The organism is Candidatus Nitrospira neomarina, from assembly GCF_032051675.1.
GTDB lineage: Bacteria > Nitrospirota > Nitrospiria > Nitrospirales > UBA8639 > Nitrospira_E > Nitrospira_E neomarina.
In genome coordinates, this window is record NZ_CP116968.1 from 1400541 (window position 1) to 1416584 (window position 16044).

Sequence of the window (16044 nt, forward strand, 5' to 3'; positions counted from 1 at the left end):
ATTACCCTCTTCGGATTACCAGAAACCCAAACCGTTGTGTGTGTAATGTCAGGGATAGAAGCCATGAAAACCTGTCTTGCATCATACCGAAATCCGTGTGAAATGTAAGAATGGGTCTGTTGAAAAAAGCCACCAGCGGCGTTCTCGCCAATTTCCGATGCTCACGTACTGGCCGTACGCTCCGCGTCTGAAATTGGCTGTGGCCTTGCTGGATGGACTTTTTTGAACAGACCCTATCGGAGAGGATCCATGAACGGCCACCCCTCCCATGTGGAGAACGCCATCGGTTTCTTGACACCTCCCCAGGCCTGGGATATCCTGCCCCACTGTTCAACACTCCATAATCCTTACGCATTTCATTATGAGGATTGTACCATTCTAGCCGTCGTGTCCCGGCCACCATTGAAATCCACCCACACCGTTCTCACCCGTACGCAAGTGGCCTCGCTGCTGAGATGGTACGAACAGCCGCACCCCGTCAGGCCCGATCGCACGATTCCCGGATATGACAAGGCGCATGCGTTGCGCACGGCACGCCTGTGTGTGGCCGTCGCCGCAGACTTAGGCCATCCACTCTCCCGCCTTCGTCAATTTGAAGCCGCCTGTCTGCTGCATGATATGGGGCGGGCCGGACTTGATCCCGCATTATTCGGCCGGATCTGGTCGTGGGCGAAGGAACAAAAGATTCCGACCAGGCCACGGGAATGGCGGGCCCGCTACCCCCACACCCCCTATGGCCGTGAATCTGACGCCTTCATCGCACAATATGAAGCCGCCCTACACGCTCGAGGTCTGCCGCTTACCCCTAGGGTCAGGGATCACATCGATATGCGATTGGGATTTGCCCGACGCCTCCACACCTACCTCCGTCCGGTAAAAACCGCAATCGCCACCATAGACATTCCCTGGTCCCCCTGGATGGAACGCATCATGTTGTACTATTACTATCCGGAAAAACTCGAACGCGCCGCCGCCTGGACACACCAACTCGCAGAGATCCTCGTCGCCTGCGAACAACTGGAAGCCTATAGCAATCACCGGCGGGGCAAAGATTATTATGCGCGCACAGAAGAAAGTTTTGCCGCCGCCTTCGCCTATCTCCGTCAACTCACCGATCAGCGAATCGTCAGTCGCCAGGTTATGGATGTCATCTGCCGGCTTACCAGGGAAGGCCGTTTTACCACTATTTTACGGCAGGCCAGAGGGGGCACTCTATCAGCCGCCGATCAACAATTTTTACAAACCGTCTCGTGCTGAGGAGGCCCATGGCCGTCATCACCCACTACCTCAACATTTCCATGACCGGCCATTCGACCATCGAAAACCTCACAAAGCCGATTCACCGCCTGCTCGCAGAGTCTGGCCTACAGGGGGGAATGCTGACGCTCTTTGTGCAACATACAACCGCCTCGGTCATGATCATCGAAGATGAGCCGGGAATTCGTGCCGATACCAAAACCTTTTGGGACCGCACGATACCCGCCGATCCGCAGTTAGAACATAATACGCGGAATGCCGGCGAAGATAACGGTCACTCCCATCTTCGCGGTCAGTTACAGGGACCTTCGCTGACGATTCCCTTCGTGAATGGCGCCTTAACGCTGGGCACCTGGCAACAACTCGTCCTCATCGATTTTGATACCAGACCACGAACACGAAACCTGGTTGTCCAACTCATGGGAGAATAGGTCCGGAAACACTCTTCATATGCTGCAGCACCCTCCACCGCAGGCCATCCCTTCAGACCTGGCCAAAGTTCACCATCGACCACACCGACGGTTTGGAAAATGGCGGAAGGGTATTCTTCTCGTCGCGTTCGTCACGGGGCTTCTGCCGAATACCGCCATAGGAGAGCCATTCATCCCGAAACAGGCGCGATCGGTTCCAGCCTCACCCTCATATCGACACCTCGTCGCCCAGAAACCGCTCGGTGCGGAAGAACTCAATACCATCGCCGTCTTTGAAAAAGCCGCGCAGTCAGTAGTCTACATCACCAATACGGCGGTGCGCCGGGATATCTGGTCGCTCAATACCTTCGAAGTGCCGCAAGGGTCGGGATCCGGATTCATCTGGAACCGCCAAGGACATATCGTCACCAATTACCACGTCATCTATGGCGCGGATTCCATACAAGTGGTGCTGGACGATCAATCCACCCGTGACGCGCGCATCGTGGGCGTCGACCCTGATCATGACCTTGCCGTGCTCCAGATCTCCGGCAAGCCCGAGACACTTATGCCCTTAGAGATCGGCACCTCCCAGGACCTTCGCGTCGGGCAACGCGTGTTGGCCATCGGCAATCCCTTCGGGCTGGATCACACCCTCACCACCGGTGTCGTCAGTGCTCTGGGTCGTTCAATTAAATCGGTGAACGACCGCACGATTGAGAACGCCATCCAAACCGATGCGGCCATCAACCCCGGCAATTCCGGAGGACCGCTCCTCAACAGCGCAGGAGAACTCATTGGCGTCAACACCCAGATTGTCAGTCCCAGTGGAGCCTACGCGGGCATCGGCTTTGCGGTGCCGGTCGACATTGTCAAACGAGTCGTCCCCCAACTCATTCAATATGGAAAAGTCATCCGCCCTGGTCTGGGCATCTCGCTCATCCCGGATTCCATCGCCGCCCGCTGGGGAATCAAAGGCCTGGTTATCGCCAAAGTGCTGCCGGGAAGTATGGCCGACAAGGCGGGCCTGCATGGTTTAGAAGAAACCAAAACCGGCCGGATTCGCCTGGGTGATGTTATTACGGCTATTGATGGAGAAGCGATACGCACCTATGACGACCTCGCCCGACTCTTAGACCGGCATAATGTCGGAGATCGCATCAAACTCGGCATTCGCCGCAGCGGCAAAGAACAAACCCTCTCCCTCAAGCTCCAAGCCGTCCAATAAGCCATCAGCCAGAATCCTCCTCCGTCAACACCTCCGGAGGTCCTCATCAAGCATCCATCTTCTCGTCTCCGTCATCCCAGATTGTTGTTATCGGCATCCATCTCCACATTTTTCCTCTCACCTTCAGGGCAGCCAACCAGGCAAACGCACCAACCAACAGGCGACCCATTGCCCCGACGCCTTCCGGCTGGCCCCCGGGAGGGACGCTCTTATCCGTTGCGGCCCTTGTCTGAGCCATGCGAGTTGGGCCGCTCTTCAAAAAGTTCGCGTCCCTCCCCTCCCATGAGGCCAGGCGGGGCGTCAATGGTTTTGGTCCCTTTTGCCGAAACAAAAGGGACTCGTCGCCCGAGGACGAAACCCCGGAGGCCCTGAAAAAAGAAGAGACGCATCAACCCAACGCTCCGCCGTCTTTACTCCGCCCCCACTCTTTCATATGAAGTCCTGAAGTTCTCTTGTATTGCTTCCGACGCCTGCCGGCTGGCCCCCGGGAGGGACGCTCTTCGCATCTGGCGGCCCTTGTTTGAGCCATGCGAGTTGGGCCGCTCTTCTCCGATTAGCGTCTCTCCCCTCCCAGAAAGCCAGACGGGGCGTCAATGGTTTTGGGTCCTTTTGCCGAAACAAAAGGACCTCGTCGCCCGGGGACGAAACCCCGGAGGCCCTGAAAAAAAAGAGACGCATCAACCCAGCGCTCCGCTCCCGGGCCGACATCACACCAGAAAGTCGTCATCCATCATCATCCTTGTTTTGAAGAAACAGAGCGCCACTCAGAAGAGGCACAGAATGGGAACGCATTGACCGGTTTCGTGCTTCATGGTTAGATAACGGCACTATTTTTCCCTTTTACGTATCCCATAAAATATGCCAGAATGATTAAGAGCTTTAAGGACAAAGCCACCGAAGAGTTCTTTGGCGGAAAACCAATAAAGCAGTTTTCGGGCTTCAAAAGGATAGCTGAGCGGAAACTGACAATGTTGGATAGTGCCACCGAATTACGTGACCTGCTAGCGCCTCCCGCCAATCGCCTTGAAAAATTAAAAGGAGATCGGGCCGGGCAGCACAGCATTCGCATCAATGATCAGTGGCGGATTTGTTTTGTATGGAAGCCGGATGGACCCTACGAAGTCGAGATAACCGATTATCACTAAGGAGACGGCAACATGGTAAAAAACGACATGCGCCCGGTTCATCCGGGAGAGGTACTACAGGAAGAGTTCTTACAACCTTCTAATCCCCCACTCAATGCCAACACCCTGGCCAAGGCGCTTGGCGTACCAGCCAACAGGATTACCGCCATCCTCAAAGGACAGCGAGGTATCACCGGCGATACGGCGTTACGACTGGGGACATTTTTCAACACGTCACCTGAATTCTGGATGAACTTGCAGAAAGCCTATGAGCTGCGCCTGGCCGAAAAGGCCCTGTCCAGCAAGATCAAAAAACACATCCAGAAAAACCGGGAATCCCTCGTTTCAATCTAAGAGACCCCTGGAACCAACTCCATCTCCCGTTCATTCCGTGGTCAGCAGAAAAGATAAAAGCGATTCCCCCTACACTCCACCTTCAGGTCAGCCAACCAGGCTGACGCACCAATGAAATAACGGACTGTTCGACGCCTGCCGGCGGCCAAGGGAGGGACGCTCTTCTTATCCCTTGCGGCCCATGTTTGAGCCCGGCGAGTTTGGCCGCTCTTCAAAAGTTAGCGTCTCTCCCCTCCAAGAAAGCCAGACGGGGCGGCAATGGTTTTGGTCCCTTTTGCCGAAACAAAAGGGACTCGTCGTCCGGGGACGAAACCCCGGCATCCATCAAACTCTCTTATCATTCATTCATGCATGCACGACGGCATCAATCTCTCCGCCTTGTCATTCCTACAAGTTTCTAACAGGAATCTCCTTATTCCACCTGTACTTTCCCTACAAGGTTGGATAGCATAAAAACACATCACAAATCCTACACCTCTACTCAATAGGAGTTCCCATGTCGGAAATCATATTTTTGGTAGAAGATGCACCCGAAGGAGGAGTCACAGCACGGGCCTTGGGAGAATCAATCTTCACCAAAGCGGACAATATGGCTGAACTGCACACCAAAGTTCGTGATGCGGTCAAATGCCACTTTGACGAAGGGAAAGCCCCCAAAATCATTCGCCTACACCACGTGCGAGAAGAAGTCATCGCGGTATGAAATTACCGCGCGACCTATCTGCAGAAGATCTCATTCAAAAGCTAAAGCGTTTAGGATACCGGGTTACACGACATACCGGTAGCCACATCCGGTTAACCAGCGCACACAAAGCGGTGATGCGTCAGCCGGTTCGACGCAAGAGAGGCCCTTGGGGGTATAATCTGAAAGAGGCCGGGAAAAGACGTGAATGGTCATTGAGAATTCCTCAAACCTCCTCTCAACCATTCCCGACGAAGGATATCGAAACGCGATCGTAATATTTTTGTTCACAATCCAATGGAGATGATGCCGTGTCTGAAGTCAATACCGTGACATACTTGAAAGATTATCAACAACCGGATTACTGGGTGACGCATGTTGACCTGACAGTTGATTTACGCGAGGGAGAGACGTTGGTCCGCGCCGCATTACAGGTGAAAAAAAACGGAAATCACGACAACCCGCTTGTGCTCGATGGCGAAGAACTCGAACTGCTGGAAGTCAAACAGAATAATCTGCCTGTCGCGAAGGGGACCAATCCGGCAGAAAGCTACGTGGTTGATCGCACATCCCTCTCGCTCCAGCCCGCGCAGGATGCCTTTACAATCGAAACGCTTGTCAGAATTCATCCTGAACAAAACACGGCACTGGAAGGCCTGTACAAATCAGGAGGCAATTGGTGTACCCAATGCGAAGCGGAAGGGTTTCGGCGGATCACCTTTTTCCCTGACCGCCCGGACAATATGGCAACCTACAGCACCAGGATTATTGCGGATCAAATAGCCGCTCCTGTCCTGCTTTCTAACGGTAACCTCATTGATCAGGGGCAACTCGACAATGGACGGCATTATACGGTGTGGGAAGATCCCTTCCCCAAGCCCAGTTATTTGTTTGCCCTGGTCGCAGGGGATCTCGCCTGCCTGGATGATACGTACGTGACCGCAAGTGGTCGTCAAGTCATGTTGTGTATTTATGCCGCACCGAAAGATCTCGATAAACTCGAGCACGCCATGGCCTCCCTAAAACAAGCCATGAAATGGGATGAAGAGGTGTATGGTCGTGAATATGATCTCGACTTGTTCAATATTGTCGCCGTGGACGATTTCAATATGGGCGCCATGGAAAACAAATCGCTGAATATCTTCAACACGAAATATGTGTTGGCGCATCCCGATACGGCCACCGATGCCGACTATGAAGGCGTGGAAGGGGTAGTGGCGCATGAATACTTTCACAACTGGACCGGCAACCGGGTGACCTGCCGGGACTGGTTTCAATTATGTTTGAAAGAAGGGTTGACCGTCTTTCGAGATCAGGAATTTTCCGGTGATATGGGGTCACAAGCGGTCAATCGCATCGACAACGTCAGAAGCTTGCGCATGAGTCAATTCCCCGAGGATGCCGGGCCGATGGCGCACCCACCAAGACCGAATCAGTTTGTCACGATCAATAACTTTTACACCGCCACCGTCTACAGTAAGGGGGCTGAGCTCAACAGGATGTTGTATGCCTTATTGGGAAAGGAAAATTTTCGCAACGCGTCGGATACGTATTTTGAACGGTTCGACGGGCAAGCCGTCACCGTGGAAGACTGGGTGCGCTGCATGGAGGAGGCATCCGGTCGGGACCTCAGCCAGTTCATGCTGTGGTATACCCAAGCGGGAACGCCCACGGTCACAGCCCGGTGGTCCCATGATCAGGCGACCAAAAACTTCACACTCACGCTTGAGCAGGATGTCCCCACGATCACTAATCAGTCAAACGGGCAACCCAGACACATCCCCGTGACATTCGGATTGGTGGGTCCTGATGGGAAGGATGTGTTTCAGGGTGTCCTGGAGCTCACGCAAGCGACGCACACCTTTACCTTTGAGCATGTCCCGCCGCACTCGGTCCCTTCGCTATTCCGGCATTTTTCCGCCCCGGTCATTCTGGAGGCTCCGTATACCGACGACCAATTGCGACATCTGATGGTCCATGACCGGGACGGATTCAATCAGTGGGAGGCCGGAAACCGATTCCTGACCACGAACCTCATGGCGCAGGTGGATCGCTATGAACACGGACAAGTCATCCACGTGGGCGACGAGGTTCTGGATTCGTTTCGTCGCATTCTGCAACGCGCCGACATGGACCAGGAACTCAAGAGCCTCGCCTTAAGTCTGCCCGTCTACCAGGAAATCGCGCCGCAGCGAGAGGTCATTGATCCGCATGCCATCATCGCGGTTCGGAAGGCGTTCTTGGAAACGCTCGGGCGTCAACTGCACGATGAGTTTCTCGAGATGTACAACACCAATTATCATCCCGGCAATCCGTATGATCGTGCCGATGCCGGTCGCCGCAGTCTACAAAATATCGCGCTCGGGTATTTATCGCATTCAGGAGATGTGGAAGTGGCCGAGTTGGCCGTCAGGCAATATCGCCAGGCCAACAATATGACGGACCGCTATGCAGCCCTCAATATCATCATCAATATGGATGAGGCGCAACCCTATCGGGAGGAGGTGGCTCAACATTTTTACGATCAATTCAAACATGATGCGTTAGTCGTGGATAAATGGGTCGGAGCCTTTGCCAGATCCCAGGCGGATGATGTGTTACAGATCGTGAAATCCCTCACACAACATGATGCCTTCACACATCCCACCCCGAACAGAATGCGAGCGTTGTATGGGACCTTCTCGCAGGCCAACCCCAAAGGCTTTCATGCGGAAGACGGATCAGGGTATGCCTTTGTCGCCGACTTTCTCATGAAACTGGACGCCAAAAACCCCCAAGTCGCCTCAAGAATGATCGGGGCATTCGAAAAATTCAGGCAGCACCGAATGGAATTACAAACCCACATGGAGGCACAACTCCGTCGTCTGGCCGCCATGGAAAGTCTATCACCCGATCTCAGTGAAAAGTTGGAGCGGTACTTGGGGAAGGAAACATTCAACCGGCTCAGGGGTGAAAAAGGGAATGCGCAAACACCATCTCCCTCATAAACAGAAAAGCCGGCTTAATGACAGACAGGGCTCAAAGGTAATGGAGCCCTGTCATTAATGAATGCCTGCGAATCTTGTCATTTCCCATTCAAAGCCCCTTCTCCCCCTCCCTCATCCCCGGCATTCGATATCGGAGCTCCATCTTCGAATCTTTCTTATCATCTGCAGGTTGGCCAACCCGGCTGACATGCTAAGAAACAAGTGGCCCATTGATCCGACGCCTGCCGGCTGGCCCCCGGAGGGACGCTCCTGGCATTTAGCGGCCCTTGTCTGAGCCCTGCGAGTTGGGCCGCTCTTCTAAAGTTTAGCGTCCCTCCCCTCCAATAAGGCCAGACGGGGCGTCAATGGTTTTGGGTCCTTTTGCCGAAACAAAAGGGACTCGTCGTCCGGGGACCAAAACCCGTTCCCAATGTCCCTGAAGTTTTCATGTTTTGCCTTCCGACGCTTTCCGGGCAGCCTCAGTGGCAAACATCCGCACAAATTGGCGGGCCTTGTCTGAGCCAGGCGAGTTGGCCCGCCTTCCTACACTCGGTGTTTGCCTCTTGTAATATGGCTGAACGGGGCGTCAATGGTTTTGGCCACTTTTGCCGAAACAAAAGTGGCTCGTCGTCCGGGGACGAAACCCCGGCATCTAAAAACCTCTCACATCACCCCCCAATCCCCCCTCAGCACATTACAATCAAATTTCTGTACTTTTTCATAAAGGTTGGATAGCATTGGACGGGGAAGGAGGAATACATGGCCAATAAACAGGTAAACATCAAGGACCCGGATCTGGCCAAAGTGGGTGTGGCATTAGAACGCGCGGCCGCAAACGCAAGACAATTAGGATTTGACACCAACACGCCAGTCTATGTGTATCGAGATGGCAAAATTGTCGATATCGTCAAAGAACATCGCACGACCCAATCAAAGAAAAAGACGAAAGCGAAAAGTTCACCGAAAAAAACGACCGCACCGCACCGAAAAGCGCAATCAAAAAAGACCCGGTAGAACTACTGACTGAATAATCCATCCCTCCCACACCCAAAGGTCGGCCAACCTGACCAACGTGAAAAAAACTAGCGGCTCGTTAATCCGACGCCTGCCGGCTGGCCCCAGGGAGGGACGCTCTTATCCGGTGCGGCCCTTGTTTGATTCTGGCGAGTTGGGCCGCTCTTCAAAAGTTAGCGTCTCTCCCCTCCAAGAAAGCAAGACGGGGCGTCAATGGTTTTGGTCCCTTTTGCCGAAACAAAAGGGACTCGTCGTCCGGGGACGAAACCCCGGAGGACCTCAAAAAGGAAAAGACGCACCAAGCAAGGCCTCCGCCACCGGGACGCCCCCCCGTCCCTATCAAATTCTGTACTTTATGCAAAAGGTTGGGTACATTCCTCCTACAACGAATCCTTTGTGGCGCAAAAAGAAGGAGCCATCCCACCCAATAGCAAAACAACTGGAGGAACACGTGATGAACTACCAACAGCACCTGATTCGTGATCCCCAAATCTGTGGGGGAGAGTTGGTGATCAAAGGCACACGAGTGACCGTGCGCACCATTCTCGCAAGTTTGGCCGAAGGCGCCACCATCGACGAAATCCTCAAGGACTTTCCGACGGTAACAGAACCCGCCGTGCGTGCCGTCATAGCCTTTGCGGCCACATCAGCAGAAGAGGACCTCCCGTTACCCAGCGTACCGAGTATTTCGTGAAGATCAAACTCGATGAAAACCTCCCTGTCCGGCTGGCTCGTACCCTGCAGAAACTAGGACATGATACGGATACCGTTTCCGAAGAAGGCTTGACTGGACGGAGTGACCTTCACATATGGGAGGCCGCTCAAGAAGCAGAACGATTTCTGATCACACAAGATCTGGATTTTTCGGATACCCGTCGATTTTCCCCCGGCTCCCATTACGGGATTTTATTGGTTCGACTGCGTGACCCTGGACGAAACGCACTCCTGAAACGGGTGCAGGATATCTTTCAAACCGAGGCCGTGGAGAATTGGAAACACTGCTTGTGGTCGTCACCGATCGAAAGTTACGGGTGCGGTCTCCCAATATAAGTGGATAATCAGGGCAACCACAATCTGGGCCATCAAAAGGTTGAAACATGATGGAAGTGATTACCCGCCAAACAGTCGTCGATAAGCTTGCAGCCTACCTACGACATGAGCTAGCACTTCCCACTCTCGTCACATGGGCAGAAACAGCCCTCATGGAAGGCGAATTTGAACCCCAACATTTCGGAGAAATTCGAGACGCGGTGGCAAGGTTGGGAGTGGCGGATGTACGCGCCTTTGGCCTGACATGGGAAGACTGCGAACAATTATTTCAGCAATTAGGCTATTCAGCCCGTGTCCACATCCAAGCCACCTGACGGAACCCATTCACACCAAAATTCTCAACCCCATTGGCCGCACCAGCAATATCGAGAATCCCTCTTCCTTCCCACATTCTCCCCCCGGCATTGTCATCCTGATCCATTCGACTTCGCTCAGGACAAGGGCCTGCGAAGGATCTGAGCCCAGCCAATCCCGTACACCGAAACCCGACGGCGCGAAAAGGTCCACCTTCCCACCACCTTTAAGTCAGACAACCGGGCGAACGCACCAATCAACAAGCGGCCCATTGACCCGACGCCTGCCGGCTGGCCCTAGGGAGAGACGCTCTTCGCATTTAGCGGACCTTGTCTGAGCGGAGCGAGTTGGGCCGCTCTTCTCCGATTAGCGTCCCTCCCTTCCGATGAGGCCAGACGGGGCGTCAATGGTTTTGGGTCCTTTTGCCGAAACAAAAGGACCTCGCCGCACGGGGGCGAAACCCCGGCAACAACCCCGGAAGCTCTGAACTAGAAAGAAACACACCAGGCAAGTGCACAAAGAATCGTGACCCTATTAACTCGGGCCTTCTTCCACGGCAAGACGGGAGACAACAGCGCCAGACTTAGAACCACAACTCCACGATTTTCCTCCAGGCCAGAAATTGGCGACCCACTCTCTGCATCAAGGTGGGGTCCTTGTTTTCCAGCGCCGTATCCAGGCGGGCAATTTCTCGTTGGAGTGTGTGTACCCCTTGAGTGTAAGGTGTGGCCCTCGGATCTTTTTCCCACTGGACTAAACCATGTTTGACATTGACGACAGTGAGACGGGCGCTGGGGTACAGTCCGTTTTGAATAAAATTTTTGGCCAAGGCTAGGTTGTCATAAATAATGAGGCGCGGGTCAGTGTTGACGCTTTCTTCCACAATGGCCCCTTGAAAGATTTCTTCTAAGGCGTGTTGAGACTTCTCATAGCGTTTATTGGAAAGTTCCTGTTTCGCGTTCCTGAGGGCCGCCGCAAGGTTTCGGAGGTCAACGGAAAAATCGAGTTTCACGATGCCGGCATACGTCTGTTTGATATCAAATGACTGCAGGTGGCGATACACGGTGTCATACTCGCTGAGAAGAAAGAGGTCATCCAACACAGGCACGTAATAGTGTTTGTTCGCATTCCGTGAGGTAAAGGTCACCTTTCCATACTTAAATGTGGAGTCGATCTTCATCGAAGGCAGGTCACGTGTGAGCTGACCAGCCAGCGCTTCGGCCTGTTCGATATGGTGGAGGGCGTCGTCCGGCAGATTGATATCCAGTGCTAAATACGCAATATTAATATGGCCCATCATTTTATGGACTTCCATACCCGTAGCAGTCCTGTTCTGTGCCAGGGGTGACACTGCCGCCGATTCCACAGGATCTTGGGGGCCTGGTGTTGCTCCATAGGCGGGTTGCCCACAGATGAGGAAGCCCAGCGCAACCATAAGGCATAATTTCTTCATCATAACAACGTTCGTTGAGGATAAATTTTACGCAGTTCAGCAAGGCAGCCGGTAAAGCGCTGTGCCCCACCCGCTGGACCCGGCATCATCACAGTCTCCCTCTCTAAACACAGATCCACCTTAGCATGTGAACATTTCCAGGACGACATTCTACAGGTGACAAAACTCCCCGGCAGGGGCAAGAACATATACACCAAAAGCCGGTCCCAATGCGTTAGTATCAATCATCCCACGTCGGTGACCAACGAAAGCCTCATTTACAGTGTTGAAATAGAAAGGAAGTGAAACCATGGTAGATCGATTACAATTTTTATTAGGACGTCTCGGCGAGCGGCTATGGGTCAAACCACTCATTATGGTCGTGCTATCCGTAGCGGCCGCCTTTCTTGCCAGCGCGGCGGACCATACAGAACTTGGCAAAATTGTTCCGGAAATATCTGTAGATTCAATTGAGACGCTTTTAAAGGTTATTTCTGCCAGCATGTTGGTGATCGCCACCTTCTCTGTGGCTTCGATGGTCTCCGCCTTTGCCTCCGCCGGCAGTACAGCGACTCCACGGACCTTTCCTCTTGTAATAGCTGACGACGTTTCCCAAAACGCACTCTCGACTTTTATCGGCGCCTTTATCTTCGGCATTGTCGCACTCATTGCCCTCAAAAATGGCTTGTACGATAAAGCGGGGCTTTTCGTCTTATTTAGTCTGACGTTAGTCGTATTTGCCATCGTCATCGTGATATTTGTGAAATGGGTCGATAACATTGCCCGGCTTGGGCGCCTGGGGACCACCATCGATAAAGTTGAAAAAGCGGCGAAACACGCCTTGCAACGACGCCAGTGCGCTCCGAATTTAGGCGGAGTTCCTGTCGGCCAGACCCGGGAGAAGGGGCAGGCCATTTATTCAGAATCAATCGGGTATGTCCACCGTATTGATGTTCCCGCATTGCAGACATGTGCCGAAAAAGCCGATGCCCGTATCACCGTCTCGGCCTTACCGGGGACATTCGCTGCTCCGGGTAGGGCACTGGCCTATGTGACCCCGTCGCCCAGTCGTTTGTCAGAAGATGACACCAAGAAAATAGCCAAGGCATTTTTGATTGGCCAGGACAGGACATTCGACGAGGATCCACGATTTGGTCTGATCGTGTTATCTGAAATTGCCAGTCGGGCATTGTCCCCTGCCGTCAATGATCCCGGGACTGCCATCGACATTATTGGCACGCTGGTGCGGCTGTTTGCGCTTTGGGGAAAACCTTGTGAAGAGGGAGATATTTCCCCCCCAAAATATGACCGCGTGGAAGTGCCCGAAATATCCCTCAACGATATGTTTGATGACGCTTTTTCGGCAATTGCCCGTGACGGAGCCGGCACGGTTGAAGTTTCCATGCGCCTCCTGAAAGCCCTGGAGTCGTTGACCTTTGCTGGTGATGTCACAATGCGAGCCGTCGCAAAACATCATGCCAATTTGGCACTGGGAAGAGCTGAGGCTGCCCTGACGTTTCCACAAGATGTGCAAAATGTACGGATATTGGCCAGCTTCGCTCAAGTCGGTTAAATCCTCAAACCTCCCTCAAAGCGAAGCTTGAAGGTCTTGGCATCCGGAGGGCACCCATAGATCTCGCTCGGCCTGTAGCATGGCATCTCTTCACCACCTACAGGCCGGACGACCGGGCTGACGTACAAATCAACCGGCGGACCGTGTCTGAGCCCTTCAGCGTTGGCTCAGGATAAACTCCGCGAGTTTGACTCCCACCCACATGGGAATCCTATAAAGATTTCTCTCCTTCTTTGTCCGACGCCTGCCGGCTGGCCCCAGGGAGGGACGCTCTTAGCATTGAGCGGCCCGTGTTTGTGCCCGGCGAGTTGGTCCGCTCCTCTCAGGTTAGCGTCCCTCCCCCTTCAATGAGGCCAGACGGAGCGTCTTATGGCAAGGTGCGTATCGCGGAGCGCGACCTTTGTTTGGAGACTTTTTCCGAAACAAAAGTGGCTCGTCGTTCGGGGGCGAAACCCCGGCTGTATAAAATTCTGTACTTTAGTCAATGGGTTGGGTACATTTGTCATACAACGTATCCCTTACAGAGCAAATGAGGAGCACGCCATGTCAACGGCTGAACAAATCATGCGAGAAATTCAAAAGCTTCCCGAACCTTTGGCGAAGGAAGTCTTAGATTTCATCGGGTACATTGAATTGAAACATGGTCTCAAAGACAGACTAGCTGAGGAACTCAAGCTCGCTCAGACTCCGGCCATGAAAAATGTCTGGGACAATTCTGAGGATGAGGTTTGGAATGACATGTAGCGCCTATGACCTTGTTCTGATTCCCTTTCCTTATGCTGATTTAAGTTCATCCAAAAAGCGTCCGGTCCTCGTCCTGACAGCACCCGATCACCATGGCGATTTTTATTGCCTTGGCCGTTACAACTGTCCCTCAAGAAGAACCTGCCATCCCATTAATTGCAATGGATATCGAAGATGGTAATCTGCCCAAACCCAGTTGGATACGAGTGGATAAGGTATTTACCCTCTCAGACCAAAACATCGTCAAGCATATCGGAAAGATCAAAACGGCATGCATGGAAAAGGTCCTAAAAAGTCTATGCAGTATTGTCGGTTATGCTAAATGACGCCCTACCCGCAAACGTCTTCTCACTCCATCCTCGCCCTGAGCCTTCCTTCCTTTTATGCAAACCCTCCTTTTTTCTTCAACCGACGCCTGCCGACTGGCCCCAGGGAGGGACGCTCTTAGCATTGAGCGGCCCGTGTTTGTGCCCGGCGACTTAGCCCGAAATCTCCCGATGGTGTACCCTGGCCGGGTGGCATGGCCGAGCAGTGCAACCGGCCCCGGAGAAAAGGCGGGCACTGCTTGAGCCCTTCGACGTTGACTCAGGATAAACTCCGCGAGTTGGACCACCGTCCGTGGGTTTGCCTCAATACGCTTTCATCTTGTGCCGACGCCTGCCGGCTGGCCCCAGGGGGGGACGCTCTTAGCATTTAGCGGACCTTGTTTGAGCGGAGCGAGTTGGGCCGCTCTTCAAAGGTTAGCGTCCCTCCCCTCCAATAAAACCAGACGGGGCGTCAATGGTTTTGGCCACTTTCGCCGAAACAACAGTGGCTCGTCGCTCGGGGTCGAAACCCCGGCATCCTATGCCAGCCCCCTCAACATTCTGTCCTTGGATTTCTTCCTATATTTCCCACAAAATCCTCATAGATACTCGAGAAACCTTCAAGTACAATAAACGCATGAAGCCCAGACCGTCCGCCTATTGTCCCAAAGGCTAGAGGGAGGAAACGATGAAAGACATTCTAGAGATCAAACAGATGTCTCGCGAGGAAAAGCTCCGAATCATGGAAGCCCTTTGGGAAGACCTGTCAAGCGAAGACCAATCGCTTCAATCTCCTGCATGGCATAAATCGTTATTACAAGAAACAGAACAGAGGGTTCAAGCGGGACAGGAGAAAATTCATGACTGGAAGGAAGCAAAAAAGGAACTTCGGAAACGATTTGAATGAAGATCAGGATATTGGGCTCTGCCCTGGAGGACCTTCATTCAGGGCGGCAATTTTATGAAAACCAAGCAGAAGGAGTCGGCGAGTATTTCTTTGATGCCGTATTTGCAGACATCGACTCCTTGGCATTGTATGCTGGAATTCACCAGAAGTTTTTTGGATATCACCGCTTGTTGGCCAGAAGATTCCCATACGCCATTTATTACAAAATGGCTGATCCTAACACCGTAATCGTGCAAAGGGTTTTGGACCTGCGTCAACATCCCCAAAAGATTAAAACCGCCTTGACCTAACACCCTGGATTGGCTCGCCTTCCCACCTTCGTCCTCAGGCATCCACCTTCGGAACCTATCTTTGCATGAGTCCCCCAGGCCTGGTGGCAGGGTCGAGCCGTGCAACCGGCTCCAACCTTCTCTCCCCCGTCATTACTCCGGCCCCCGCTCTCTCATATGAAGTCCCTGAAGTTCATGTTTTGCCTTCCGACGCCTGCCGGCTGGCCCCAGGGAGGGATGCTCTTATCCGTTGCGGACCTTGTTTGAGCCCTGCGAGTTGGGCCGCTCTTCACAAAGTTAGCATCCCTCCCCTCCCAGAAAGCCAGACGGGGCGTCAATGGTTTTGGGTCCTTTTGCCGAAACAAAAGGACCTCGCCGTACGGGGGCGAGACCCCGTCCCTCCCTCTTGAAATCTCAATGCCCCCTCGCGACCAA

The 16044-nt window shown here is 53.3% G+C and carries 19 protein-coding genes; 17 read left to right on the forward strand and 2 right to left on the reverse strand.

The genetic code is table 11. The features are described from left to right. Nucleotides 1–249: 249 nt before the first annotated feature. From PQG83_RS06200 to PQG83_RS06210, 3 genes are read left to right on the forward strand one after another with little or no spacing between them, the layout of a single operon-like run. On the forward strand, nucleotides 250–1257 hold the full coding sequence (locus PQG83_RS06200) for a hypothetical protein (protein ID WP_312747870.1): 1008 nt from the start codon (nucleotides 250–252) through the stop codon (nucleotides 1255–1257). 8 nt (nucleotides 1258–1265) lie between these two features. Then, nucleotides 1266–1688 carry a secondary thiamine-phosphate synthase enzyme YjbQ gene (locus PQG83_RS06205; protein WP_312747872.1) on the forward strand — a complete coding sequence of 141 codons (423 nt, stop codon included), beginning with the start codon at nucleotides 1266–1268 and terminating at the stop codon, nucleotides 1686–1688. 19 nt (nucleotides 1689–1707) lie between these two features. Beyond that, nucleotides 1708–2895: a S1C family serine protease gene (locus PQG83_RS06210; RefSeq protein ID WP_312747874.1), complete on the forward strand. Its 1188-nt coding sequence runs from the start codon at nucleotides 1708–1710 to the stop codon at nucleotides 2893–2895. A gap of 46 nt (nucleotides 2896–2941) precedes the next feature. Here PQG83_RS06210 and PQG83_RS06215 read toward each other — a convergent pair whose 3' ends face one another. Then, nucleotides 2942–3133: a hypothetical protein gene (locus PQG83_RS06215; protein WP_312747876.1), complete on the reverse strand. Its 192-nt coding sequence runs from the start codon at nucleotides 3131–3133 to the stop codon at nucleotides 2942–2944. 628 nt (nucleotides 3134–3761) lie between these two features. Here PQG83_RS06215 and PQG83_RS06220 point away from each other — a divergent pair. The 9 genes from PQG83_RS06220 (at nucleotide 3762) to PQG83_RS06260 (ending at nucleotide 10399) form a co-directional block, all read left to right on the forward strand. After that, nucleotides 3762–4040 (forward strand): type II toxin-antitoxin system RelE/ParE family toxin, encoded by a 279-nt coding sequence (locus PQG83_RS06220; protein WP_312747878.1) that lies wholly within the window; start codon nucleotides 3762–3764, stop codon nucleotides 4038–4040. 12 nt (nucleotides 4041–4052) lie between these two features. After that, on the forward strand, nucleotides 4053–4373 hold the full coding sequence (locus PQG83_RS06225) for a HigA family addiction module antitoxin (protein ID WP_312747880.1): 321 nt from the start codon (nucleotides 4053–4055) through the stop codon (nucleotides 4371–4373). A 496-nt stretch (nucleotides 4374–4869) separates the two neighbouring features. Beyond that, complete coding sequence (locus PQG83_RS06230) at nucleotides 4870–5076, forward strand: 2-oxoisovalerate dehydrogenase (protein ID WP_312747882.1); 207 nt, start codon at nucleotides 4870–4872, stop codon at nucleotides 5074–5076. Then, the gene (locus PQG83_RS06235) at nucleotides 5073–5333 is read left to right on the forward strand and encodes a type II toxin-antitoxin system HicA family toxin (protein ID WP_312747884.1); all 261 of its coding nucleotides are present in this window, start codon (nucleotides 5073–5075) and stop codon (nucleotides 5331–5333) included. The genes PQG83_RS06230 and PQG83_RS06235 overlap by 4 nt, the downstream gene beginning before the upstream one ends. A 33-nt stretch (nucleotides 5334–5366) precedes the next feature. Beyond that, a complete protein-coding gene (gene pepN / locus PQG83_RS06240) occupies nucleotides 5367–8042 on the forward strand; it encodes an aminopeptidase N (protein WP_312747886.1) in 2676 nt (891 codons plus the stop codon). 738 nt (nucleotides 8043–8780) lie between these two features. Further along, the gene (locus PQG83_RS06245) at nucleotides 8781–9035 is read left to right on the forward strand and encodes a hypothetical protein (RefSeq protein ID WP_312747888.1); all 255 of its coding nucleotides are present in this window, start codon (nucleotides 8781–8783) and stop codon (nucleotides 9033–9035) included. Between the two features lie 454 nt (nucleotides 9036–9489). Next, nucleotides 9490–9729, forward strand: a complete 240-nt coding sequence (locus PQG83_RS06250) for a DUF433 domain-containing protein (protein ID WP_312747890.1) — start codon at nucleotides 9490–9492, stop codon at nucleotides 9727–9729. Continuing rightward, nucleotides 9726–10085 (forward strand): DUF5615 family PIN-like protein, encoded by a 360-nt coding sequence (locus PQG83_RS06255; protein ID WP_312747892.1) that lies wholly within the window; start codon nucleotides 9726–9728, stop codon nucleotides 10083–10085. The genes PQG83_RS06250 and PQG83_RS06255 overlap by 4 nt, the downstream gene beginning before the upstream one ends. Nucleotides 10086–10132: 47 nt before the next feature. Then, nucleotides 10133–10399, forward strand: coding sequence for a hypothetical protein (locus tag PQG83_RS06260; protein WP_312747894.1), 267 nt, complete (start codon nucleotides 10133–10135; stop codon nucleotides 10397–10399). A 563-nt stretch (nucleotides 10400–10962) separates the two neighbouring features. On the opposite strand, the gene PQG83_RS06265 is transcribed toward PQG83_RS06260, so the two are convergent. Beyond that, nucleotides 10963–11835, reverse strand: coding sequence for a YfdX family protein (locus tag PQG83_RS06265; RefSeq protein WP_312747896.1), 873 nt, complete (start codon nucleotides 11833–11835; stop codon nucleotides 10963–10965). A gap of 286 nt (nucleotides 11836–12121) precedes the next feature. Here PQG83_RS06265 and PQG83_RS06270 point away from each other — a divergent pair, with 286 nt between their 5' ends. The 5 genes from PQG83_RS06270 to PQG83_RS06290 all read left to right on the forward strand — a co-directional run bounded on the left by PQG83_RS06270 (nucleotide 12122) and on the right by PQG83_RS06290 (nucleotide 15630). Beyond that, nucleotides 12122–13384: a DUF2254 domain-containing protein gene (locus PQG83_RS06270; protein ID WP_312747898.1), complete on the forward strand. Its 1263-nt coding sequence runs from the start codon at nucleotides 12122–12124 to the stop codon at nucleotides 13382–13384. Between the two features lie 543 nt (nucleotides 13385–13927). Continuing rightward, nucleotides 13928–14128, forward strand: a complete 201-nt coding sequence (locus PQG83_RS06275) for a hypothetical protein (protein WP_312747900.1) — start codon at nucleotides 13928–13930, stop codon at nucleotides 14126–14128. Nucleotides 14129–14220: 92 nt separating this feature from the next. Further along, nucleotides 14221–14454, forward strand: coding sequence for a type II toxin-antitoxin system PemK/MazF family toxin (locus PQG83_RS06280; RefSeq protein ID WP_312747902.1), 234 nt, complete (start codon nucleotides 14221–14223; stop codon nucleotides 14452–14454). Between the two features lie 667 nt (nucleotides 14455–15121). Continuing rightward, nucleotides 15122–15340, forward strand: a complete 219-nt coding sequence (locus tag PQG83_RS06285; protein WP_312747903.1) for an addiction module protein — start codon at nucleotides 15122–15124, stop codon at nucleotides 15338–15340. Continuing rightward, nucleotides 15337–15630, forward strand: coding sequence for a type II toxin-antitoxin system RelE/ParE family toxin (locus PQG83_RS06290; protein WP_312747905.1), 294 nt, complete (start codon nucleotides 15337–15339; stop codon nucleotides 15628–15630). The genes PQG83_RS06285 and PQG83_RS06290 overlap by 4 nt, the downstream gene beginning before the upstream one ends. Nucleotides 15631–16044 lie beyond the last annotated feature (414 nt).